Consider the following 22,045-nt stretch of genomic DNA (forward strand, 5'->3'; position numbering starts at 1 on the left):
CGGGCACGTCCACCGCGCTGCCGCCATGATCGGAGGGGAGGAAGCAATCCCGGAGCGAGTGGGCACGTGGGCACATGGGCACGCGGGCATGCCGACGGACGAGCGCGGAGGAGACGGACGTGGGTACCGAGACGGACGCGGGCGAGGGCTCGGGCGGGCAGTGGGACGAGGGCGGCGCCGAGCGGCTGCACTGCCTGGTCACCGGCGCCTCCGGATACATCGGCGGGCGCCTGGTACCGGAGCTGCTGCGGGCCGGCCACCGGGTCCGGTGCCTCGCCCGCTCCCCCGGCAAGCTCCGCGACCACCCCTGGGCGGGTGACGTCGAGGCGGTCCGGGGCGACGTCACCGACCCCGGTTCGGTCGCCGCGGCCATGCGCGGGATCGACGTCGCCTACTACCTGGTGCACGCCCTCGGGACCGGTTCCGGCTTCGAGGAGACCGACCGGCGGGCCGCCCGGACCTTCGCCGAGCAGGCCCATGCCGTCGGCGTACGGCGCATCGTCTACCTGGGCGGGCTGACCCCGCGCGGCGTCCCGGAGCAGTCCCTGTCCCCGCATCTGCGCTCCCGCGCCGAGGTGGGGCGGATCTTCCTCGACGGGCCGGTGCCCGCCACCGTGCTGCGGGCCGCGGTGGTCATCGGTTCGGGGTCGGCCTCGTTCGAGATGCTGCGCTACCTGACCGAACGGCTGCCGGTCATGGTCACCCCCAGCTGGGTGCACACCCGGATCCAGCCGATCGGGGTACGCGACGTGCTGCGGTACCTGGTGGGCTCGGCCGGCATGCCCGCCGACGTCGACCGGGCGTTCGACATCGGCGGGCCGGACGTCCTCACCTATCGCGAGATGATGCGGCGGTACGCCGTCATCGCCGGACTGCGACGGCGGCTCGTCGTGTCGGTGCCGGTGCTCACCCCGAGTCTGTCCAGCCACTGGATCGGGCTCGTCACCCCCGTACCCGCCTCCCTGGCGCGGCCGTTGACGGAGTCGCTGCGCCACGAGGTCGTCTGCCACGAGCACGACATCGCCCGATACGTGCCCGACACACCGGACAGCCCGCTGTCGTTCGACGAGTCACTGGCCCTCGCGCTGCGGAGGGTGCGGGAGGCGCAGGTCACCACGCGCTGGTCGTCCGCGAGCCTGCCGGGGGCGCCCAGCGATCCGCTGCCCACCGACCCCGACTGGGCCGGCGGAAGTCTCTACCGCGACGAGCGCGAGGTGCGCGTCGAGGCGTCCGTGGAGTCGCTCTGGAAGGTGATCGAGGGCATCGGCGGGGACAACGGCTGGTACTCCTTCCCGCTGGCCTGGGCGGTGCGGGGCTGGCTGGACCGGTTCGTCGGCGGGGTGGGCCTGCGGCGCGGGCGGCGTGACGCCGAGCGGCTGCGGGTCGGTGACTCGCTGGACTTCTGGCGGGTCGAGGAGATCGAGCCCGGGCGGCTGCTGCGGCTGCGGGCGGAGATGCGGCTGCCGGGTCTCGCGTGGCTGGAGATGTACGCCGGCACGGACGACGAGGGCCGCACTCTCTACCGGCAACGCGCCCTGTTCCATCCGCGCGGGCTGCCGGGCCACGCCTACTGGTGGTCCGTCGCCCCGTTCCACTCCGTCGTGTTCGGCGGCATGGCCCGCAACATCACCCAGGCCGCCACGAAGGGCATGAGCGCACACGGGGCCGATGCGCGCAGGGGCCGCGGCAGAAGCCACGGGTCCGCACGGCGTGCCCGGCACCCGCACCGCGGGTGACGAGTCCGGCGGAGGCGTTCCCAGCGGAGGCGCTCCCGACGGAGGCGCTCCCGACGGAGGCGCTCCCGGCTCCGCATCCGCGGGCCGGGAACAGCCCGAAGAGACGGCGGGAAAGCAAGCAAGGCCTCATGCACGGCGAGGAGTGGCCCCATGACCGTCGCGGTCGTCCTGTTCACCTCGGATCTGCGTCTGCACGACCATCCGCCGCTGCGCGCCGCGCTCGCCGCGGCCGACGAGGTGGTGCCGCTCTTCGTACGCGATCCCGGCATCCACGCGGCCGGCTTCGACGCGCCGAACCGTGCCGCCTTCCTCGGCGACTGCCTGCGGGATCTCGACGCCTCGCTGCGCCGACGCGGCGGCCGGCTCGTCGTGCGTACGGGGCCGGGTGTCCGGGAGGCCTGCGCGGTCGCCGCGGAGTGCGGGGCCACGGAGGTCCACATGGCGGCGGGCGTCAGCGGCTACGCCCAGCGGCGCGAGGAGCGGCTGCGGGAGGAGCTCGAGCGGCGCGGGGTGGCGCTGCGGGTGCACGACGCCGTGATCACCGCCGTCGCCGCCGGGGCGGTGACACCCGCCGGGTCCGACCACTACGCCGTGTTCACCCCCTACTTCCGCCGCTGGTCGCAGGAGCAGCTGCGGGAGACCTGCCCGGCGCCGCGCACCGTGCGGGTCCCCGACGCGGTGCGCGGCGAGCCGCTGCCCTCCCGTGACGGCCTGTCCGGCCTCTCCCCCGGCCTCCCGGACGGAGGCGAGTCGGCGGGGCGCGAACAGTTCGCCCGGTGGGCCCGGTCCCGGATGTCCGGGTACCAGGAACGGCACGACGACCTGGCGGGCGACGCGACCTCCCGGCTCTCGGCCCACCTCCACTTCGGGGCCCTCTCGCCGGTGGAGCTCGTCCACCGGGCCCGGTCGCGGGGCGGGGCCGGGGCGGAGGCGTTCGTGCGCCAGTTGTGCTGGCGCGACTTCCACCACCAGGTGCTGGCGGCACGGCCCGAGGCGTCCGTACGCGACTACCGCCCCCGGCACGACCGGTGGCGGACCGAGGACGAGGCGGCTGAGGACATCGCCGCGTGGCGGGAGGGCCGTACCGGCTATCCGGTCGTCGACGCGGCGATGCGCCAGCTGCTCCACGAGGGCTGGATGCACAACCGCGCACGGCTGCTGGCGGCGAGCTTCCTGACCAAGACGCTGTACGTGGACTGGCGGGTCGGCGCCCGGCACTTCCTGGACCTGCTCGTGGACGGCGACCTCGTCAACAACCAGCTCAACTGGCAGTGGGTCGCCGGTACCGGCACCGACACCCGCCCGAACCGGGTCCTCAACCCCGTGCGCCAGGGCAGGCGTTACGACCCGAGCGGCGCCTACGTACGGCGCTGGGTGCCCGAGTTGGCGGACGTGGACGACCGGTACGTGCACGAGCCCTGGCGGCTGCCGGAGAACCGGCGCGCCCTCCTCGGCTACCCCGAACCGCTGATCGGCCTCGCCGACGGCCAGGCCCGCTTCGCCCACGCCCGCGGCCTCGGCCTCGGCCTCGGCGTCACCTGAGCCCGAGGGAACGGGCGCCGGACCCCGGGCGCCGGAGCCCGGACTCCGGGGTGAGGACTCGGAGACGAGGCGTTCACCGCGCGGGGGACTCCTGGGGGACAAGGGGTCTCCGGCGTCTGCGGGCATGGATCCAGCGGTGTATACGCGGCCGGAGGCGGGCCCGCCCGATCCTGCCGGACAGCTCACCCCGGGGGTCCCGGACGTGACGCCGCCCGCGGGTTCGCTGCGTGACCGGGTGTACGCGGAGTCGCGGGCCGCCGTGCTCGACGGCGGGCTCGGGGCGCGCGAGCGGCCGAGCGACGTACGCCTGGCCGCGCCCGAGCACCCGCGCGTCGCGGTGCCCCGGGACGAGGACCTGGCCCCGCTCTCACCAGCGGCCCGGGCCGCGTTCCGCGGTGCCGTCGAACGGCTGGAGGCGGCCGGGGCGGAGACCGCCGTCCTCGACGTCTCCCCGCTGCTGCGGGCCGCGCGGCTGCTGTACGACGGTGCCCTGGCCGCCGAACGGTACCCGGCCGTCGGCGAGTTCGTCGCGCGGGACCCCTCGGTGGCGGACCCGACGGTGGCCGCGGTCACCCCGGCCGGCGGGCGGCGGCCCCGGGGTCCCGGGGTCCCGGGGATTCACCCTGCGGACCTCGGCGCCGTCGTGTCCCCCGGCGCGCCCGGCCAGGTGGCGGTCATCAGCCAGTGCCGCGCCATGAGCCGTACACCCCCGGCCGTGCCGCCCGTCCCGTCCGCGTCCTTCACCTCGTACGCGCGAAAGGCGTCCGCGGCGGCCCGCCGGGCCCGGTCGACGGCCTCGGGGGCCGCGTCGCGCAGCCAGTGGCGCATCGGCCCCCACCCGAAGAGGAAGTCGGCGGCGTCCTGGGCGTCCTCGCCCCACCTCTGCGGCAGTTCGACCGGCTCGGCGGTGACGGCGTCGAAGCCGGCGTCGCGCAGCACGCGTGTGGTGCGCGCGGAGTCCGCGAAGGAGGCGGGGCCGGTCTCCGTCTCCCGGGAGAGGTCGGGCAGGGGCACCTGCTCGGCGACGGCCGCGAAGACCACCGACTGGTCCATCCGGCCGAAGGACTGCGGACAGACGAAGGCGAGCCGTCCGCCCGGCCGCAGGGAGCGTCCGATGTTCGCGAAGGCGGCGACCGGATCGGCGAAGAACATGACCCCGAAGCGGCTGAGGGCCGCGTCGAAGACGGCGTCCCCGAAGGGGTGCACCTGGGCGTCGGCCCGGAGGAAGGTGACGTTCTCGAGGTGTTCCTCGGCGGCGCTCGCGCGGGCCCGGTCCAGCATGGGCGCCGACAGGTCGACGCCGAGAGCGTGCGCCGCGGTGCGGGCGGCCAGCCTGGTGAGGCGTCCGTTGCCGCAGCCGACGTCGAGCACACGGTCCGTGGCCCGGAGGCGCACGGCGTCCAGGAGCGGGGTGTTGGCGGGGTCGTTGAGTGCGTCGTAGCGCGCCCGGTGGTCGGCCCAGTGCCGGCCCTCGTATCCGTTCCACGCCTCGGCCTGGTGGGTGTTCACGATCCTGTTGTCGCCCATGGGTCACATGGTGCCGCACAGGGCCTCCGAACGGACCGGGCCGCCGGGTGGCACCACCGCTCACACCACCCTTCACACCACCGAGGGGCGTGACCCCGGGCCACGGGTGGGGTCAGGTCCGCGGGGGTCAGGTCCGCGGGGGGCAGGTCCGTGGGGAGGGCAGATCCGTGGGCAGGGTCAGGTCCGTGGGCGGGGTCAGGTCCGTGGGCAGGGTCAGGTCCGTGGGCGGGGTCAGGTCCGTGGGCAGGGTCAGGTCCGTGGGCAGGGTCAGGTCCGTGGGCAGGGTCAGGTCCGTGGGCAGGGTCAGGTCCGTGGGCAGGGTCAGGTCCGTGGGCGGGGTCAGGTCCGTGGGCAGGGTCAGGTCCGTGGGCGGGAGGTCGCGGTTCCGGTTTCGAGGCCGGCCCCGGTGGTGGGGCCGGTCGTCGCCACGGACGGGGCCGGGGTGGCCTCGGAGGTGATCTCGACGTGTTCGCCCCGCCGGGCGCGGGTGTAGAACCATCGCGCGTCGTCGACGCTCAGGCCCAGCCAGCTCGTCCTGGTGTCGAGGGCACCGAGGGATCCGGTGTCGAAGGCGAGGGCGCCCGCGTAGGCCGGGGCCCCGTCGCCGGTACGCAGCTCCACCACGTACGGGACCTTGGCCTCGTAGACGTTCCCGGTCCTCGCGTCGCTCCGCAGCAGCATGACCTCGTGCTTGGCCCGCACGGTCAGTCGGTGGCCGTGCGGCAGCGGAGCGGCGACGAAGTGCGCGTTGACGCGCATGACACGGCCGCCGACCGTGAGGGTGTGGCGGCCCAGGTCGAGGACGGCCTCCGCGGTGCCGGCCGGCCTGCCGGTCGCCGTCCCGGGTGCCCGGGGGCTGGACGCCGGCGTGCCGATCGCCTGGGTGTCGGGCGAGGTGGCCGGGGTGCGCCGCGAGTCGTGGCCGGGCTCCTCCGCGTGCACGGTGAGTCCGATCGTCGCCAGCACGCCGGCCGCCGAGGTCGCCAGGCCCAGGCGGACGGTGGTCAGGCGGCGGCGGGAGCGACGCCGTGCCCGGGTGCGGACCTCGGCGGCCGGCAGGGGCGGCGGGGTCTCATGGGCCTCCGCCAACTCGCGCAACGCAGTGGCGAGTTCATCCGACACGGCCGCCCTCCCTCCAGGCCGGCTCCTCGGCCTCGTCCACCGCCAGCTGTCTGGCCAGTGCCGCCCGCCCCCGGGACAGCCGGGCCTTGACCGTCCCCACGGGGGCGCCGGTCTCGGAGGCTACCTGTTCGACACTGAGGTCGCACAGATGGTGAAGGACGACCGCCATGCGCTGGGCTTCGGGCAGTTCGCGCAACGCGGCGACCAGCGCGGCGCGTTCGGGGCCGGGGCCGGGGGTCGTTTCCGGCAGCGCGGAATGGTGCACCAGCTCCAGCCAGCGGCGCGCGCGGCGCCAGCGGCTGACCGCGAGGCGCATGGCGACCGTGCGTACCCATGCCTCGGGTGCCCCGTCGGCCTGCAGCTTGCGGCGCCGGTCCCAGGCCCGTACGAACGCCTCCTGGACCACGTCCTGAGCCTCGCCCAGGTCCCCCGTGAAGGCGAAGAGCTGCCCGGTCAGACGGGGGAACGCGGCCGCGTAGAAAGCATCGAACTCGTCCTCGGTCATGCCCTCCGCCGGTGTCCGTGAGTGTGCCGTGTGACCGGCTGCCTCTGTCATGCACACAGGTCCAACAGATCACGCACATGGAAGCACAGCCCTGGAGGAAGACGCGGAACACGGGCCCTGGGATCCATGAACCGCCGTACGGGTGAATTCCGTTTCGCCGTCCCGCGGTCGCCCACAGCCGCCCACAGCCGCCCGCGGTCGTCCGCCAGTCGTCCGCGGCCGGGCCGGGCCGGCCCGAGCGTGTGCGCGGGGCGGCCTTACCGGCCGGGGCCTCCTTCGCGCCCCGGGACGCGCGGGCGGCGCGGACGCCGCTCTCCACGGCCGCCATCAGGTCCGGGGCCTTGCCGCTCCGTTCAGAGCCGGGCCCACGTGTTCCGGTCCCGCGCCCTCGCGTGCAGGGCCTCCACGTCGGCCGGCTTCAGCACGCCCCCCAGGTCACCCAGACGCTCCACCTCGCCGTCCGTCAGGACGCGCACCTCGCGCGGCGGGGTCCTCACCGTCACCTGCGACGCTCCGACCAGGACAAGCACCGGGCGGACCTCTGCGGTCAGGGCGTACGAGACCCGGTCCGCGTCGGCGCGGACTCGGCGCAGTACGGGGTGCGGCTCACCACGGCGGCCGACGGCGACCAGGGGGTCGACGACCGTCACCCGCTGCCTGCGGGCGTACACGGCGTGTACGGCGTACAGCCCGCCGGGGCCGATCGCCAGGTGGTGGACGCGGTCGCCGCCGGGGAGCGGGATCGAGTGCAGGGTGCGTACGCCCAGGCCGTCCATGCGGTCCAGGGCCTCGCCCACCGCCCGCTCCGCCTCGAGTGCCCGGTGGCGCGGGTCGGCGCGGAGGCGGTGGGCCGGGCCGGGGTCGCGGTCGAGCGCGATCAGGAGGGCCTCGCCGGGGCGGTTCGGGGCGAGGTCGTCGTCGGGGTGGAGGGTGAGCCGTGCCAGCTCGGCGGGGGTGGGGACCGGAGGCGGGCCGACCGAGACCGGGCCGGTGAGGAAGGGGCCGAGCGCTTCGAGCACCTCCGCCTCGCGGTCCTCACCGAGCAGGTTGACCCTGGCCGCGTCACGGTCGTACCAGGCGATGTTCCCGCCGTCCGGGAGACAGACGTACAGCCGCTCCCGGCCGTGCCGCCAGGCCGGTACGACGCGCAGACCGTTCATGCACCATCACCCCGCCTTCCATGGGAACAGCCGGGGTGCCCCAGGGGCAAGAACCCGGCTACCTTGGAGAGCACGTGGACGGTGATGCCCGGGAGGCGCCGTTGCATGCCCGCAGAAAGCAACCCGACGTACCGGCACCGGACACTCCGTGGGACGAGGTCGCACCCGGTCTGTGGATGGGCGGCCACCAGTTCAGGGCCCGGACCGGGCAGCTGGAGTTCGCCTCGGTGCGCCAGGAGTTCGATCTCGTGCAGACGCTGCTGCGACTGCCGGGGCACGGGCCGGCCCCCGGGGTCGAGCACCATGTGTGGCCGATCCCGGACGGGCCGCTCGACGGAACCCAGCTGCTGGGCGTCATCCGGCTCGCCGAGGCGGCGTGCGAGGCGCTGGAGGACGGGCGCAAGGTCCTCGTGCGCTGCTATCACGGGTACAACCGCTCGGGACTGGTCGTCGCGCACGCGCTGATGCGCCGGGGCAGCTCCGCCGAGGAGGCGATCCGGCTGATCCGGACCCGCCGTTCGGGCTGGGCCCTGCACAACGACCTGTTCGTCGACTACCTGCGGGCCGGGCTGACGACGGCCCGCCTGCTGGAGGAACTGGCCGAATAGGCGGACGGCCGTCCCCGATGGCGCACCAAGGCGGGCAGGGGCGGAGGGCTGCTCCTAATGTGGCGATTGGTCACCTTCGACTGCTCCGACCCCCTATGGAGGTACTTCATGTCACGCCACTCCCCGCACGCGCCGCGCTCGCCACGCTCCCCCCTCCTTCGCCGCCTGCCCATGACGCTGGCCGCCGGCACCCTGGCGCTCGCGGCCGCCGTCGCCCCCGCCGTCGCGAGCGACACGCCGGACGGCGGAGGCCAGTCGGACTGGAGCCAGCAGGGCGGCAACGGCGACGGCGGAGGGTCCTCGAACCAGCAGGGCGGCAACGGCGGCTGGGACCAGCAGACCGGCGGCAACGGCGGCAACGACCACGGCAACAACAACGGCGGCGGAGGCAACGGCGGAGGCGGAGGCAACGGCAACAACGACCACGGCAACAACAACAGCGGCGGAGGCAACGGCGGAGGCAACGGCGGAGGCGGAGGCAACGGCAACAACGATCACGGCAACAACAGCGGCGGGGGCGGCGGTAACGGGGGCCACCAGGCCGGCGGCAACCACGGCAACCGGGGCGAGTACAAGGGTGTCGTCACCAGCGATTCGCTCGCTCTGCGCACCTCGCCGGACCGCGGTTCAAAGGTCATCCGGTACGCCCACAAGGGCGATGTCGTCTCGATCTACTGCAAGGTCGGCGGGGACGAGGTGCAGGGCAACCCGCTCTGGTACCTGCTCACCGACGGCACCTGGGCCTGGGGCGCCGCCCGTCACATCGACAACATCGGGCCCGCGCCACGCTGGTGCTGACGGACACAGCACCCAAGGGGGACATATAGATAAGTTCCGGACATGAGCAAGGCCGGAATCTCCTTGGCGACGGCTGATCCGCCCACGCCCACCGTCCCCCTCCCCCGGCGCCGCGGCGTCGAACTCACCCTCCTCGTCCTGGCCGTCCTGCTGTCGGTGTACGGCTACTGCGCCGTCGGCCACGCCAGGAACGGCTCCGTCCCGCCCGGCGCCGCCGGTTACGGCGCCGGGCTCGGCGTGCTCGCGCTGGTCGCCCATCTGGCGGTGCGCTTCCGAGCACCCTGGGCCGACCCGCTCCTGCTCCCCATCGCCGTCCTGCTCAACGGGCTCGGCCTGGTGCTGATCTACCGGCTCGACCTGGAGACGCCGGGTGACGAGGCCGCCCCGACCCAGTTGGTGTGGTCCACGCTGGGCGTGTCGCTGTTCATCGCGGTCGTCCTGCTGCTGCGCGACCACCGGGTGCTCCGGCGCTTCACCCGCGTGTACGCCGCCTCCGCTCTCGTCCTGCTCACGGTGCCGATCTTCTTCCCCCCGGTGAACGGGGCCCGGATCTGGATCCGCGTCGCCGGCTTCTCCATCCAGCCGGGCGAGTTCGCGAAGGTGCTGCTCGCGGTGTTCTTCGCCGCCTACCTGGCGGAGAACCGGGGCGCGCTCGCCTATGCCGGCCGCCGGTTCTGGGGGGTGCGACTGCCCACCGGCCGGGTGCTCGGACCGATCGTCGCCGTGTGGCTGGTGAGCGTGGGCGTGCTGGTCCTGGAACGGGATCTCGGCACGTCGCTGCTGTTCTTCGGCCTGTTCGTCGTCGTGCTGTACGTCGCCACCGGCCGCACCGGCTGGCTCGCCGTCGGGCTGCTGCTGGCGTCCCTGGGCGCGGTGGCCGTGGGCCGGCTGGAACCCCATGTGCACAGCAGGATCGAGACCTGGCTGCGGCCGTTCGAGTCGATCGAGGCGGGCGAGGGCCCGAACCAGCTGGCGCAGTCCCTGTTCGCCTTCGCTGAGGGCGGGCTGCTCGGGACCGGTCTGGGGCTCGGGCACTCCGTCCTCATCGGCTTCGCGGTCAAGTCCGACTTCATCCTGGCCACGGCCGGTGAGGAACTGGGCCTGGCCGGGCTCTCCGCGATCTTCCTGCTGTACGGGCTGCTGGTGGAGCGCGGCTACCGGGCGGGGCTCGCGCTGCGCGACCCGTTCGGCCGGCTGCTCGCCGTGGGGCTGGCCGCGATCGTGGCGCTCCAGGTGTTCGTGATCGCGGGCGGGGTGACCGGGCTGATCCCGCTGACCGGGATGGCGATGCCGTTCCTGGCGCAGGGAGGTTCGTCGGTGGTCACCAACTGGGCGATCGTGGCGCTGCTGGTCCGGCTGAGCGATTCGGCGCGCCGTCGGGGGGACGGGCGTCCCCGGTGGGACGGGACGAGCGAAGGCGTGGCGTCATGACGCGGTACATCCGGCGTGCCGCCGTCTTCTGCGCGCTGCTGCTGTTCGCCCTGCTGGTGAACGCCACCCGCGTCCAGGTGCTGCATGCCGACGCCTACGACGACAACCCCGCCAACCGCCGTGACGCCATCGCCCGTTACCACCAGCCGCGCGGCGACATCCTGGTCGACGGCCGCCCGGTCACCGGCTCGCGGGACACCGGCGAGTATCTGCGCTACGAGCGGACCTACACCGACGGCCCGTTGTACGCGCCGGTGACCGGCTTCGCCTCACAGGAGTACGGGACGACCCTGCTGGAGCACACGGAGGACGCACTGCTGGCGGGCACCGACCCGCTGCTCCAGCCGCTGCCGCTGTGGAACGACTTCACCCGTTCCCGCAACGCGGGCGGCGACGTCGTCACGACGATCCACCCGGCCGCCCAGCGGGCCGCGTACGAGGGACTGCGCTCGCGCAAGGGCGCGGTGGCGGCGGTGGAACCGTCGACCGGGCGGATCCTGGCGCTGGTGTCCGTTCCGTCGTACGACCCGGAGCCGCTGTCCGGGAACGGGGCGGCGGCGCGGCGGGCCTGGGCCCGGCTGAACGCCGATCCGGACAGGCCGATGCTGAACCGGGCCGTGCGGCAGACGTATCCGCCGGGTTCGACGTTCAAGGTGGTCACCGCGGCGGCGGCGCTGGACGCGGGGGTGGTCACCGACCTGGACGAGCCGACGGACTCCCCCGACCCGTACACCCTGCCGGGGACGACGACACGGCTGACGAACGGGTCCCGCGGGTGTGCGGACGCCTCGGTGCGGGAGGCGTTCACCTGGTCCTGCAACACCGTGTTCGCCAAGCTGGGGGTGGCCACGGGCCTGGCGGACCTGTCGGCCACGGCGGAGGGCTTCGGCTTCAACGAGGAGGGGCTGCGGGTGCCGTTCCCGGTGGCGCGCAGCACCTTCGACACCACGATGGACCGGGCGCAGGTCGCGCTGTCGTCGATCGGCCAGTACAACACGCGGGCCACTCCCCTGCAGATGGCGATGGTCGCGGCGGCCGTCGCCGACAACGGGAACGTGCGGGAGCCGTACCTGGTGGAGCGGACGACCCGGGCGGGCGGCGGCCCGGTGTCGACGGCCGGCCCGGGGCCGGCCCGGCGGGCCATGCACCCGACGACGGCTCTGCGGATGCGGGAGCTGATGCGCGGAGTGGTGGAGGAGGGCACGGGCACGAACGCCGCGATCCCCGGTGCCGTGGTCGGCGGCAAGACCGGCACGGCCCAGCACGGGATCGGCAACTCCGGTACACCGTACGCCTGGTTCGTGTCCTGGGCGCAGGCCGACGGGGACCCGGTGGCGAAGGTCGCGGTGGCCGTCGTGGTGGAGGACGCGTCGGCCAGCCGCCGGGAGATCAGCGGCGGCGGCACGGCGGCACCGATCGCGCGGGCGGTGATGGAGGCGGTGCTGGGGCCGTAGGCGTCGCCGGCGGATCACCTCGCGGATCACCTGCTGGGACGAGGGCCGCCGAAACCCGCCCTCCGCGCCTACCGTTCGGCCCATGCCCGAAGCCACCCCCGCGTACGAACTCGCCCAGGTCGACATCGCCCGGCTCAGGGCACCTCTGGATTCCCCGCGGTTGAAGGACTTCGTCGACAACCTCGACCCGGTGAACGCGGACGCCGATGCGCCGTTCCGCGAGGTGCTCCGGGGAGCGCACCGTTGACGCCCGCGCCAGGTAGATCACCTGTCAACAAGACCTGCGCAAGGGATTGACGAGCTTGCTGACAGGCGGTCTCATAAGTCGGGTAACCGCCGGTAACTCGATATGCCCGCGAGGTGGGACCACCATGACGACCCAGCCCCTGACGGACGCCGACGCGATCGACGGGCTGCGCGACGCGCTCGGCCTGCTCAAGGACCGGGAGCAGGTGGCGCAGCGGCTGCTCGACGCCTCCGCCAAGCACTCCTTCGACCCGGACAGGGAGCTGGACTGGGACGCGCCCTTCGAGGAGGGCCTGTGGTTCTGGCCGCCGGAGCTGGTCTCGCTGTACGGCACCCCGCTGTGGAAGCGGATGAGCGAGGAACAGCGCATCCGGCTGTCGCAGCACGAGGCGGCGGCGCTCGCCTCGCTCGGCATCTGGTTCGAGCTGATCCTGATGCAGCTGCTGGTGCGGCACGTCTACGACAAGGACGCCACCAGCGCACACGTGCGGTACGCGCTCACCGAGATCGAGGACGAGTGCCGGCACTCCATGATGTTCGCGCGGCTGATCACCCGCGGCGGGACACCGTGGTACCCGGTGAGCCCGGCGCACCAGCACCTGGGACGGCTGTTCAAGACCATCTCCACCACGCCCGGCTCCTTCACCGCCACCCTGCTCGGCGAGGAGGTCCTGGACTGGATGCAGCGGCTGACCTTCCCCGACGAGCGGGTCCAGCCGCTGATCCGGGGCGTCACACGCATCCACGTCGTCGAGGAGGCCCGGCATGTGCGCTACGCCCGTGAGGAACTGCGGCGCCAGATGGTGACCGCGCCGAAGTGGTCGCAGGAGTTCACCCGGGTCACCTCCGGCGAGTTCGCCCGCGTCTTCTCGGTGGCGTTCGTCAACCCGGAGGTCTACACGAACGTCGGGCTGGACAAGCACGAGGCCGTCGCCCAGGTCAGGGCGAGCGGGCACCGCCGGGACATCATGCAGCAGGGATCGAAGCGGCTCACCGACTTCCTGGACGACATCGGGGTGCTGCGCGGGGTCGGGCGGCGGCTGTGGAAGGCGTCCGGACTACTGGCCTGAACACCACCACCCCGGCACCCCGGCACCCCGGCACCCCGGCGCCCCGACACCCCGGCACCCCGGCACCCCGGCAAGCAGCCCACCGCCACGCGGCGGAGCCGCACTCCGACACAGCCCGGACGGCATCGGGGTGCCGCGCGGGGTCGGGCGGCGGCCGTGGAAGGCGTCCGGACCGCCGGCGCAGTGCGGGCAGGGCCGACCGGTACATGCCCGAGCAGCCGCCGGGGGCGGGCGGTTACGCTGCGGAGCATGACTCCGCAGGCTCCCACCCCCGCCTACCGGCGCCTCGGCGTCGAGGAGCGGCGCAGTCAGCTGCTCGACGCCGCGCTGTCCCTGTTCGCGCACCGCGCACCCGACGAGGTGTCGCTGGACGACGTGGCGGAGGCGGCCGGGGTGTCGCGACCCCTGGTGTACCGGTACTTCCCGGGCGGCAAGCAGCAGCTGTACGAGGCGGCGCTGCGGTCCGCCGCCGACGAACTGCGGGACTGCTTCGACGAACCCCGCGAGGGCCCGCTGCTGTCCCGGCTGGCCCGGGTGCTCGACCGGTATCTCGCCTTCGTCGACGGGCACGGCACCGGGTTCAGCGCGCTGCTGCAGGGTGGGAGCGTGGTGGAGACCTCCCGTACGAGCGCCATCGTCGACGGGGTGCGCCGGGCCGCCGCCGAGCACATCCTCAGCCATCTCGGGGCCGCCGAGCCGGGGCCGCGGCTGCGGATGACCATCCGGATGTGGATCACCGCCGTGGAGGCGGCCTCGCTGATCTGGCTCGACGAGGACAGGCCGCTGCCCGTCGCCGAGCTGCGGGACTGGCTCGTGGAGCAGTTCCTGGCCGCCCTGGAGGTGACCGCGCGGCGTGACGCGGAGACCGGGGCCCTCGTCCGGGCACTGCTCACGGACGGCTGACCGGCCGGACGGGCGGCCGGGGGGCGGCCGGCGTGGGGGCATGGCCGACACTGGTGCCGTGAAGAGACAGGACACCCCCTTCGAGGGCGGGCCCATGGACGGGCGCGTCCTGCCCGTGCTGCTGGGCATCACCGGGCACCCGCCCAAGACGTACCGCATCCCCGTCCCGGCCCCGGACGGCGGCCCGCCCACGGTGCTGGTCTACCGGCGCGTGCCCCGGGGGCAGAGCAGCCGGCTCGGGCTGACGCAGGGGTGGAAGTACCTGTACGACCCGGACGGGGCGGCGACGCCCGACCGCCCGAGGTGGCCGTGGTCCGGACCCGCCCGCGGCCCGGCCGCCGATCCAGGCGCCACGCCGCGCGGCAAGCCGGACGACGCCGACGGGTGACGCCGTTGCGCCGAACCGCGCACATCCGGCGAGCGGGCCCGGCCGGGCGGCCGGATGCTCGCGGTGCGGAGCGGAGGAGCCGCCCGCGTCGGAGGTGATGTCGTGTCAGGAATGCTTCTGCGTCTGGTGTGTACGGCGGCGGTCGCGACCGGAACCGTTCTCGCGCCGGCGTCCGCGACGGCCGCCGCGGACCCGCCGGTCAGCACCGCGACCGGGGCTCCGGAGGCCGACGTGCCCACGGGGGGAGCTCAGCCCGGCAACCGGTCCGTCGCGGGACTGCTGACGGATCTTCAGCGGCTGTACCGCGAGGTCGGGAAGGCCACCGAGGCCTACAACGCCACCGAGGAGCGGCTGGCGAAGCAGCGCGCCGAGACACGGCGTCTGGACCGCGCCCTCGCCGCCGCCCGGCTCTCCCTGCACGACAGCCGGAGCGCGGCCGGGCGGCTGGCCCGGCAGCAGTACCAGAGCAGCACCGGCATCTCCCCGTACGTACGGCTGCTGCTGGCCCGCGACCCGCAGCACGCGCTCGACCAGGGGCACGTGATCGGGCGGCTGGCGCGCAACCGGGCGGCCGCGGTGGGCCGGCTGACCGGCAGCGAGCAGCGGGCCGACGCGCTCGCCCGGCAGGCCCGCAAGGCGCTCGACGACCGGCTCGCCCTCACCGAGCGGCGCGGGAAGCAACGCGCCGCGGTGCGCGAGCGGCTCGGCGAGGTCGAGGAACTGCTCGCCTCGCTCACCCCCGGCCGACTGGCCGCCCTCGCGGAGCTGGAGCGGACCGAAGCGTCCCGGAAACAGGCGGAGTTCATGGCGTCCGGCGCCCTCGACGTGCCGGGTGCTCCCGGCGCCCCGGGCGGTCCCGGTACCGGGCGCACGCCCTCCGCTGCGGGCGACCGGGCCCTGCGGTACGCGGTGGAGCAGATCGGGAAGCCGTACGAGTGGGGCGCCGAGGGCCCGGAGGCGTTCGACTGCTCGGGGCTGACCTCCGAGGCGTGGGGGGCGGCCGGGACACCGGTGCCCCGGACCAGCCAGGGGCAGTGGGCACGGCTGGACCGGGTCCCGCTGGACGAGCTGCGGCCGGGTGACCTCGTCGTGTACTTCCCCGAGGCCACGCATGTCGCCCTCTACCTCGGCGACGGCATGGTGGTGCAGGCGCCCCGGCCCGGCGCGCGGGTGAAGGTCTCCCCGATCGCGGCCAACCCGGTCCTGGGCGCCGTACGCCCGGACCCGGACGGGGAGCCCCTGCGGCACCATGTACCGCCCGAACTCCCCGCGGGAGCGACGGAGGGACCCGACGAGGGATACGACCCGGACCAGGACCAGGACCGGGTCAGGGGCCAGGGCCAGAACCGGGGCCAGGACCTGCCCTACGCCCCCACGGCCCCCGAGACCTCCGCCAGGTAGGCGCCGGCCTTCCGGGGGTCGTAGAAGAAGTTCTCGAAGTCGGCCGGGTTGTCGAAAGCGTTGGCGAACCGGTCGGCGACGGGCTGGAGGCCGCCGGCGGCACCGAGGATGTCGAGGACGTGCCCGGGCGGCGGGGCCAGCATGGCGTTGGTCCACTTGGTGACGTGCTGGGCGGTGTCCCAGTGCGGTCGAAGGCTCCCCGCATCCACTCCTCGTCGAACGGCGCCTCGCCGTGCTCGACGATGGAGGCGAGATAGGAGGCCGCGCACTTGGACGCGGAGTTGGAGCCCTGGCCGGTGATCGGGTCGTTGGCCACGACCACGTCGGCGACGCCGAGGGCCTTGCCGCCGCCGGGCAGGGTGCCGACGGGGTGGCGGACGGTCGGGGCGCAGCGGCCGGCGAGGGTGCCGCCGGCGTCGGTCAGTTCGGCCTTGGTGGCCCGCGCGTACTCCCAGGGGAGGAACGTCTCCATGAGTTCCAGGGTCAGGGAGAGGTGCTCCGCCGGGTCCCTGACGTCCTTGAAGACGTCCAGCGGACCGCCGGGTACGCCCTCCCAGAACAGGATGTCGGCGCGGCCCGAGGTGGTGAGCGTCGGCATGACGAACATCTCGCCGACCCCGGGGACGAGGTTGCAGCGGACGGCCTCCGTGTCCGGGTGCTCCGGACGCGGGGCGAGCCCGTGGACGTAGGCCACCGCGAGGGCGCGCTGCGGCTCGGCGTACGGGGAGCGCGAGGCGTCCCGGGCGAACATCCGCACGAGCTCGCCCTTGCCGGCGGAGACGAGCACGAGGTCGTACGTACGGGAGAGGTAGTCCAGGTCACCGACGGCCGCGCCGTGGATGACCAGCTGGCCGCCGCGCTGGGCGAACGCCTCCATCCAGCCCGCCGTCTTCACCCGCTGGTCGACCGACTGCGCGAACCCGTCGAGCCTGCCCAGCCAGTCGATCGCGCGCTGCGTCGGACCCGGGTCGTGCGAGCCGGGGGCCGCGACCGAGACGCCGAGCCCCTGGATCCTCGGGGCCTGGGACTCCCAGAAGTTCAACTGGAGATCACGCTCGTGCTGCAGGGCCGTGTGGAACATGCACTGCGTCGACATCACCCGCCCGGTGCGGATCTCGTCCGCGGTCCGGTTGGACATCAGGGTGACCTCGTACCCGTGCGACTGGAGGCCGAGGGCGAGCTGGAGACCGGACTGGCCGGCTCCGACGACGAGTATCCTCCGCATGCGGGTTCTCCCAGCTGGACGAGGGCTTCGGGCAGCCGAGCAGGGGCTTCCGGGTTACTCCGGGGTCTCCTCGAGTGCGTGAGCCACCAGGGACAGGAGGGTCTCGATGACCGAGATCCGGCGCCGAGCGTCCATGATCATGACAGGTATGTGGGCGGGGATGGTGAGCGCCTCCCGCACGTCGTCCGGCTCGAACAGCTCGGTCTCGTCGAAGTGGTTGACCGCGACGACGTACGGCAGTCCGCAGCTCTCGAAGTAGTCGAGCGCCGGGAAGCAGTCCTTCAGCCGGCGGGTGTCGGCCATGACGACCGCGCCGATCGCGCCGCGCACCAGGTCGTCCCACATGAACCAGAAGCGCTGCTGACCGGGGGTGCCGAAGACGTAGAGCACCAGGTCGTCGTCGAGCGTGATCCGGCCGAAGTCCAGGGCCACGGTGGTGGTGAGCTTCTCCGGCGTGGCGCTGAGGTCGTCGGTCCCGGCGCTCGCCTCGGTCATCAGCGCCTCGGTCTCCAGAGGCCTGATCTCCGAAACGGTGGTGACCAGCGTGGTCTTGCCGACGCCGAACCCGCCGGCCACCACTATCTTCGTGGCGACCGGGGCGCGGGTACGGTCCGTCTGCCAGGGCAGCAACGGCTCGTCGCCCTCGACGAGCGAGGTGACGCCTCGAGCGGCGTCAGAGACGGCGGAGTCCACTCAGCACCCTTTCCAGCAACGCGCGGTCCGGGCGGCCCGTGCCGTGGCCGGTCCCCGTTCCATGGACACGGATCTTTCCCTGGTCCGCGAGGTCGCTCAGGAGCACGCGGACCACACCGAGCGGCATCTTCAGCAGCGCGGAGATCTCGGCCACCGTCCGCATACGGCGGCACAGTTCGACGATGGCCCGCAGTTCCGGCATCACCGTCGACTTCAGCGAGCCCTTGGGCAGCTCCTTGCGCTCCTCGGCGGCCTCCAGCTCGGCGGTGCCCACCACGAACGTCTCGACGAGGAGCACATGCCCGGAGCGGGTACGGCCACCGGTGAGCGAGTAGGGGCGGACCCTGGCGGGTTTGCGGTCAGCGCCGCGGACCGGGAGGCTCTTCCTGGACTCACCGCTCAACGGGGGCTCCCGGTGGACTCGCTCTCCAGGGCCTTGTTCTCCATGGACTGGCGCAGCTCGCTGCGGAGTTCGGGGGTCAGCACATGGCCGGCCCGGCCCACGAACAGGGCCATGTGGTACGCCACCACGCTCATGTCGCAGTCCGCGGAGCCGTGCACACCGAGCAGCGAACCGTCGCTGATCGACATCACGAACAGGCTGCCCTCGTCCATCGCCACCATGGTGTGCCGGACCGGGCCGTAGTCCATCAGCTTGGCGGCGCCGATGGTGAGGCTGCCGATGCCGGAGACGACGGTGGCCAGATCGGCGGCGGAGCCGCGCGGGCCGGTGCGCTTTTCGGCCCGCGCCCCGGACGCCCCGACGGTGCGGGCGCCCTCGGGCGAGTCCGTCCGGGCCATCGCGAGATCGGGATCCGAGGAGAGCAGCAGCAGGCCGTCGGAGGAGACCACGGCGACCGAGAGGATGCCGGGGACCTCCTCGACGAGATTGGTCAGCAGCCAGTGCAGGTTGCGGGCTTCACTGCTCGGTCCGAAGGTACTCGGCGCGGTCAACTCGTTGCCTCCTCGACAGTGCCCCCCGTGGCTTCTTCGGGCGGTGCGGTGGACGCGGTGGACGGCGGCCGGTGCGGTCCCCTCTTCTCGGCGATCTCCACCTCGACGTCCCTGCGCCCGGCTTCCGCCCCCCGGCGGAAGCCGCCGAGGCGGCGGCGCAGGGCGTCGGCGTCCACCGAGCCGGTGCGCCGTCGGGGCGCCCCGACGGGTGCGGAGATCTTCGGCGTGCGCTTGGGCAGGCCCTTGTCGGTGAGCGGTTCCGACGCCTCCGGCCCCTGCTCCGACTCCGACTCCGGATCCGACTCCGGATCCGACTCCTGTTGCGCCGTTCGCTCCGCCGCCGGGCCGTCGGTCGCACGCGTGTCCTCGGCGACGGGGGCGGGAGCCGGAGCGGAGTCACCCACGGGCGCGGGCCTGGCCGCCGGCGCGGGGGCGGGGGCGGGGGCGGCCTGCGGGTCGGCCGTGAGGTCGACGGCCGCAGGGACGTCGTCGACCGGGTGGCCGGGGTGGGCGGCCGGAGTATCGGCGCCGGACGTCCCGGCGGGCCCGGTGGCCGACCGTGCGGCCCGGTCGTCGGCCGGCTGCGCGGGCGCCGGGATCAGCAGCTCCATGGTGGTCTCGGCGGGCCGCTCGTGCGTCGCGTCCACGGACTCGCCGGCGCCGTCGACGTCGTCGGCGGCCCCGGACCCGTCGACCGCCCCGGCCCCCGGCTCCGAGGCACCGTCCCGCGCGGACTCCCCGGCCTGCCCCCCGGCAGACACCTCCGCGGACTCACCGGCACCCTCGACGCCACCGCTCACCTCAGAACCGTCGGCCGCCGGAGCCCCCGGCCCCGAGACACCGTCCCGCGCGGACTCCCCGGCCTGCCCCCCGGCAGACACCTCCGCGGACTCACCGGCACCCTCGACGCCACCGCTCACCTCAGAACCGTCGACCGCCGGAGCCCCCGGCTCGGCAGCGGGCTTCCCGGCGGGCCCGGCAGCGGCGGGTTCCTCCGCCGTGGGCTCCTCCTGCCGCTGTACCGCCTGTTCCGCCAGGGCGACCAACGGGTCGCCGCCTTCCGTACGGCCGTGCAGGACGTTGGAGTTGGCCTCCGCGGCGGCGCCGGGCAGGGTGACACGGGAGGAATTGTCGGCGACGGGTCCGGAGGCCGGTACGGCGTCCGGGGCGGCGGCGGCCAGCAGGGCCGTGGGCAGGATCACGACCGCGGCGACGCCGCCCTGCTTCTGCTCCCGCAGCTGCACCCGTACCCCGTGCCGCTGGGCGAGCCGGGCGACGACGTACAGGCCGAGCCCGAGGCCGTCCTCGCCCTCGTGCTCGTAGGGCGCCTTGGGGTCGAAGTCGGACAGGCGGGCATTGAGCCGCTCCAGCCGCTCCCCGGTCATGCCGATGCCCTCGTCCTGCACGGAGAGCACGACCTCACCGCTCTCGAGGAGCCAGCCGGAGACCTCGACGGGCAGGTCGGGCGGGCAGAACGAGGTGGCGTTCTCCAGGAGTTCGGCGAGCAGATGGCTGAGGTCGTCCGCGGCGAACCCGGCGATGTGCGCGTGCGGCGGCAGTGCGGCGATGCGGACCCGCTCGTAGCGCTCGATCTCGCTGACCGCGGCCCGTGCGACGTCGACGAGCGGCACCGGACCGGCCGCGTGCTGGACGTGCTCGGTGCCGGCGAGGACGAGGAGGTTCTCGCTGTGCCGGCGCATCACCGTGGCGAAGTGGTCGAGCTTGAACAGGGTGGCCAGGCGTTCCGGGTCGTCCTCGCGCTCCTCCAGGCCCTCGATGACACCGAGTTGCCGCTCGACCAGGCCGAGGGTGCGCAGCGCCAGGCTGACGAAGGTGCCACCGATGGTGCTGCGCAGCTGCTCCAGGTGGGCGGCGGACTCGGTGACCTGGGTGCGCAGCTCCTCGCGGGCGTCGGCCATCCGCTGCCGCTGCGCGACGAGGTGCTTGCGGTCGGCCTCCAGCGTGGTGATCCGCCCGGTGAGCTGCGCTGCGTGCGCGTGCAGGGCGTTGACGGAGCGGACGACCTGGGCGAACTCGTCGTTGCGCCCGGTGAACGCGACCGGCTCCTCGCTGCCGGGGTCCTCGGCGCCGGCGAGCCGGGCGGAACCGCGGCGCAGCACGGACAGCGGACGGGTGAGGGTGCGGGCCATGGCCGTGGCGACACCGACCGTGAGCAGCATGAGGGCGCCGAGGAGGGCGACGCGGATCTCCAGCGCGGTGACGTCGTCGTCGCGCAGCTGGGCGAGGTCCTTGGTGCGCTGGTCGAAGAGGGCGGACTCGACTCCGCGCATCGCCTCGACGCGGGCGGTGAGCGCGGCCGCCAGCTTCTTGGTGTCGGTGGAGAGTTCCCCGTCGGTGAGGGTCGGCTCGTCGGTGAGGTTCTCGAGGTACTTCTCGGCGGCGTCGACCTCGGGGCCGGTGACCGTGGAGTCGTACGAGGCGCGGGGGGCCTTGGGGGCCGTCTCGCGGAAGTCGGCGAGCGCGGCGTCGGAGCGCAGGCGGGCCTGGAGGGCGGCGGCGGTCAGCGCGTCGCGCCGCTCGGCGTCGGCGTCCGAGGTGGAGGTGGACGTGGCGGGCAGACCGGTGAGGGGGTCGATCACGGTCTGGGTGCTGCTCGGCACGTTGAGCGCGGCGAGCAGCAGTCCCCGGGCGGCGGCGGCCTGCTGGACGGCGGTGTCCAGCTCGGCGAGCGCGTAGGAGCCGGACCCGGCCCGGGGCGGGGTCTGCTCCGCGAGCTGCTCGGCGAGCCGGTGCAGCTGGGTGATGGCGGTGGAGTACGCCTGGTGCGCCTCGAGCGGGCTGCTCCTGCCGGTGAGCGCGGCCCTGCGCAGGGCCGCGATGGCGTCGAGGTCCTCACGGAGTGCCTCGGGGGTGCCGGTGTCGGCGCGCAGTTCCTCGACCTGCCGGTCGACGCGGGTGCTGTGCTGCTCGGTGGGCGCCTTGCCCTCGTCGCGGCCGGCCGCGACGTAGGACGTGACGTCGTCCCGCTCGTCGGCGAGCGAGTGCGCGAGGGCGAGGGCGTCCTGGGTCAGCTCGGCGTGGGTCACCAGGTTCTGGGAGTCGCTCAGCTGCCCGGAGGCGGTGAGCAGGGACGGTGTCCCGGCGGCGGCGATCGCCGCGGCCACGACCGCGACGGCCACGATGAGCCGGTTGCGCACGTGGGTGGGGCGACCCCTGCCTACGGTGGGCTGCTGCTCAGCGTCCTCCGTGGGGGGCGTCTGCTTGCCTGTGCGACGAGGCCGCGTCTTCTGCACCGGTGCTCGCATTCCTGACTCGTGTACC

At 73.9% G+C, this 22,045-nt stretch carries 19 protein-coding genes and 2 pseudogenes; 11 read left to right on the forward strand and 10 right to left on the reverse strand.

The features are described 5' to 3' along the window. Positions 1-74 precede the first annotated feature (74 nt). On the forward strand, positions 75-1,736 hold the full coding sequence (locus tag ORI94_RS11930) for an SDR family oxidoreductase (protein WP_416237806.1): 1,662 nt from the start codon (positions 75-77) through the stop codon (positions 1,734-1,736). A gap of 150 nt (positions 1,737-1,886) precedes the next feature. Next, entirely contained in the window at positions 1,887-3,278 is a 1,392-nt protein-coding gene (locus ORI94_RS11935; protein ID WP_266074494.1) for a cryptochrome/photolyase family protein, read from the forward strand. A gap of 367 nt (positions 3,279-3,645) precedes the next feature. Here ORI94_RS11935 and ORI94_RS11940 read toward each other — a convergent pair whose 3' ends face one another. The 5 genes from ORI94_RS11940 to ORI94_RS11960 form a co-directional block, all read right to left on the reverse strand. Continuing rightward, positions 3,646-3,900 carry a hypothetical protein gene (locus tag ORI94_RS11940; protein ID WP_266074495.1) on the reverse strand — a complete coding sequence of 85 codons (255 nt, stop codon included), beginning with the start codon at positions 3,898-3,900 and terminating at the stop codon, positions 3,646-3,648. Next, complete coding sequence (locus tag ORI94_RS11945) at positions 3,897-4,805, reverse strand: class I SAM-dependent methyltransferase (RefSeq protein WP_266074496.1); 909 nt, start codon at positions 4,803-4,805, stop codon at positions 3,897-3,899. The genes ORI94_RS11940 and ORI94_RS11945 overlap by 4 nt, the downstream gene beginning before the upstream one ends. A gap of 357 nt (positions 4,806-5,162) precedes the next feature. Beyond that, on the reverse strand, positions 5,163-5,927 hold the full coding sequence (locus tag ORI94_RS11950; protein ID WP_266074497.1) for a hypothetical protein: 765 nt from the start codon (positions 5,925-5,927) through the stop codon (positions 5,163-5,165). Then, positions 5,917-6,432 (reverse strand): SigE family RNA polymerase sigma factor, encoded by a 516-nt coding sequence (locus ORI94_RS11955; RefSeq protein ID WP_266074498.1) that lies wholly within the window; start codon positions 6,430-6,432, stop codon positions 5,917-5,919. Before ORI94_RS11955 ends, ORI94_RS11950 begins: the two co-directional genes overlap by 11 nt. A 353-nt stretch (positions 6,433-6,785) precedes the next feature. Beyond that, complete coding sequence (locus ORI94_RS11960; RefSeq protein WP_266074500.1) at positions 6,786-7,592, reverse strand: NERD domain-containing protein; 807 nt, start codon at positions 7,590-7,592, stop codon at positions 6,786-6,788. A 101-nt stretch (positions 7,593-7,693) separates the two neighbouring features. Here ORI94_RS11960 and ORI94_RS11965 point away from each other — a divergent pair, with 101 nt between their 5' ends. From ORI94_RS11965 to ORI94_RS12005, 9 genes and pseudogenes are all read left to right on the forward strand, one after another. Then, complete coding sequence (locus tag ORI94_RS11965) at positions 7,694-8,200, forward strand: protein-tyrosine phosphatase family protein (RefSeq protein WP_266074501.1); 507 nt, start codon at positions 7,694-7,696, stop codon at positions 8,198-8,200. A gap of 108 nt (positions 8,201-8,308) precedes the next feature. Then, a complete protein-coding gene (locus ORI94_RS11970; RefSeq protein WP_266074502.1) occupies positions 8,309-8,998 on the forward strand; it encodes an SH3 domain-containing protein in 690 nt (229 codons plus the stop codon). Positions 8,999-9,040: 42 nt separating this feature from the next. Beyond that, positions 9,041-10,429, forward strand: coding sequence for an FtsW/RodA/SpoVE family cell cycle protein (locus tag ORI94_RS11975; RefSeq protein ID WP_266074503.1), 1,389 nt, complete (start codon positions 9,041-9,043; stop codon positions 10,427-10,429). Next, positions 10,426-11,883 (forward strand): penicillin-binding transpeptidase domain-containing protein, encoded by a 1,458-nt coding sequence (locus ORI94_RS11980; protein WP_266074504.1) that lies wholly within the window; start codon positions 10,426-10,428, stop codon positions 11,881-11,883. The genes ORI94_RS11975 and ORI94_RS11980 overlap by 4 nt, the downstream gene beginning before the upstream one ends. 82 nt (positions 11,884-11,965) lie before the next feature. Beyond that, a pseudogene (locus ORI94_RS11985) lies at positions 11,966-12,094 on the forward strand (DUF3291 domain-containing protein); the annotation flags it as partial. A 160-nt stretch (positions 12,095-12,254) separates the two neighbouring features. After that, positions 12,255-13,199, forward strand: a complete 945-nt coding sequence (locus ORI94_RS11990; protein WP_266074505.1) for an AurF N-oxygenase family protein — start codon at positions 12,255-12,257, stop codon at positions 13,197-13,199. Between the two features lie 249 nt (positions 13,200-13,448). Beyond that, positions 13,449-14,102 (forward strand): TetR/AcrR family transcriptional regulator, encoded by a 654-nt coding sequence (locus ORI94_RS11995; protein WP_266074506.1) that lies wholly within the window; start codon positions 13,449-13,451, stop codon positions 14,100-14,102. Between the two features lie 58 nt (positions 14,103-14,160). After that, a complete protein-coding gene (locus tag ORI94_RS12000; protein WP_266074507.1) occupies positions 14,161-14,490 on the forward strand; it encodes a hypothetical protein in 330 nt (109 codons plus the stop codon). A 102-nt stretch (positions 14,491-14,592) separates the two neighbouring features. Continuing rightward, positions 14,593-15,891, forward strand: a complete 1,299-nt coding sequence (locus ORI94_RS12005; protein ID WP_266074508.1) for a C40 family peptidase — start codon at positions 14,593-14,595, stop codon at positions 15,889-15,891. Here the strand turns inward: ORI94_RS12005 and ORI94_RS12010 are convergent. The 5 genes and pseudogenes from ORI94_RS12010 to ORI94_RS12030 form a co-directional block, all read right to left on the reverse strand. Continuing rightward, a pseudogene (locus tag ORI94_RS12010) lies at positions 15,855-17,116 on the reverse strand (styrene monooxygenase/indole monooxygenase family protein). The gene ORI94_RS12005 and the pseudogene ORI94_RS12010 sit on opposite strands and share 37 nt — an antisense overlap. A gap of 54 nt (positions 17,117-17,170) precedes the next feature. Further along, complete coding sequence (locus tag ORI94_RS12015) at positions 17,171-17,809, reverse strand: GTP-binding protein (protein ID WP_266074510.1); 639 nt, start codon at positions 17,807-17,809, stop codon at positions 17,171-17,173. Then, positions 17,790-18,212 (reverse strand): DUF742 domain-containing protein, encoded by a 423-nt coding sequence (locus tag ORI94_RS12020; protein ID WP_266074511.1) that lies wholly within the window; start codon positions 18,210-18,212, stop codon positions 17,790-17,792. Before ORI94_RS12020 ends, ORI94_RS12015 begins: the two co-directional genes overlap by 20 nt. Next, positions 18,209-18,763, reverse strand: coding sequence for a roadblock/LC7 domain-containing protein (locus ORI94_RS12025; protein WP_266074513.1), 555 nt, complete (start codon positions 18,761-18,763; stop codon positions 18,209-18,211). Before ORI94_RS12025 ends, ORI94_RS12020 begins: the two co-directional genes overlap by 4 nt. Continuing rightward, positions 18,760-22,029, reverse strand: coding sequence for a nitrate- and nitrite sensing domain-containing protein (locus tag ORI94_RS12030; RefSeq protein WP_323056042.1), 3,270 nt, complete (start codon positions 22,027-22,029; stop codon positions 18,760-18,762). Before ORI94_RS12030 ends, ORI94_RS12025 begins: the two co-directional genes overlap by 4 nt. Between the last annotated feature and the right edge of the window lie 16 nt (positions 22,030-22,045).

Origin of the sequence: Streptomyces sp. NEAU-W12 (assembly GCF_026242095.1) — a bacterium.
Lineage (GTDB): Bacteria > Actinomycetota > Actinomycetes > Streptomycetales > Streptomycetaceae > Streptomyces.

What these genes read in the sequence shown, in the direction of transcription:
- ORI94_RS11930 (WP_416237806.1), top strand. Translation starts at nt 75, where the DNA reads ATGGGCACGCGGGCATGCCGACGGACGAGCGCGGAGGAGACGGACGTG.
- ORI94_RS11935 (WP_266074494.1), top strand. Translation starts at nt 1,887, where the DNA reads ATGACCGTCGCGGTCGTCCTGTTCACCTCGGATCTGCGTCTGCACGAC.
- ORI94_RS11945 (WP_266074496.1), bottom strand. Translation starts at nt 4,805, where the DNA reads ATGGGCGACAACAGGATCGTGAACACCCACCAGGCCGAGGCGTGGAAC.
- ORI94_RS11955 (WP_266074498.1), bottom strand. Translation starts at nt 6,432, where the DNA reads ATGACCGAGGACGAGTTCGATGCTTTCTACGCGGCCGCGTTCCCCCGT.
- ORI94_RS11960 (WP_266074500.1), bottom strand. Translation starts at nt 7,592, where the DNA reads ATGAACGGTCTGCGCGTCGTACCGGCCTGGCGGCACGGCCGGGAGCGG.
- ORI94_RS11970 (WP_266074502.1), top strand. Translation starts at nt 8,309, where the DNA reads ATGTCACGCCACTCCCCGCACGCGCCGCGCTCGCCACGCTCCCCCCTC.
- ORI94_RS11975 (WP_266074503.1), top strand. Translation starts at nt 9,041, where the DNA reads ATGAGCAAGGCCGGAATCTCCTTGGCGACGGCTGATCCGCCCACGCCC.
- ORI94_RS11980 (WP_266074504.1), top strand. Translation starts at nt 10,426, where the DNA reads ATGACGCGGTACATCCGGCGTGCCGCCGTCTTCTGCGCGCTGCTGCTG.
- ORI94_RS11990 (WP_266074505.1), top strand. Translation starts at nt 12,255, where the DNA reads ATGACGACCCAGCCCCTGACGGACGCCGACGCGATCGACGGGCTGCGC.
- ORI94_RS11995 (WP_266074506.1), top strand. Translation starts at nt 13,449, where the DNA reads ATGACTCCGCAGGCTCCCACCCCCGCCTACCGGCGCCTCGGCGTCGAG.
- ORI94_RS12030 (WP_323056042.1), bottom strand. Translation starts at nt 22,029, where the DNA reads ATGCGAGCACCGGTGCAGAAGACGCGGCCTCGTCGCACAGGCAAGCAG.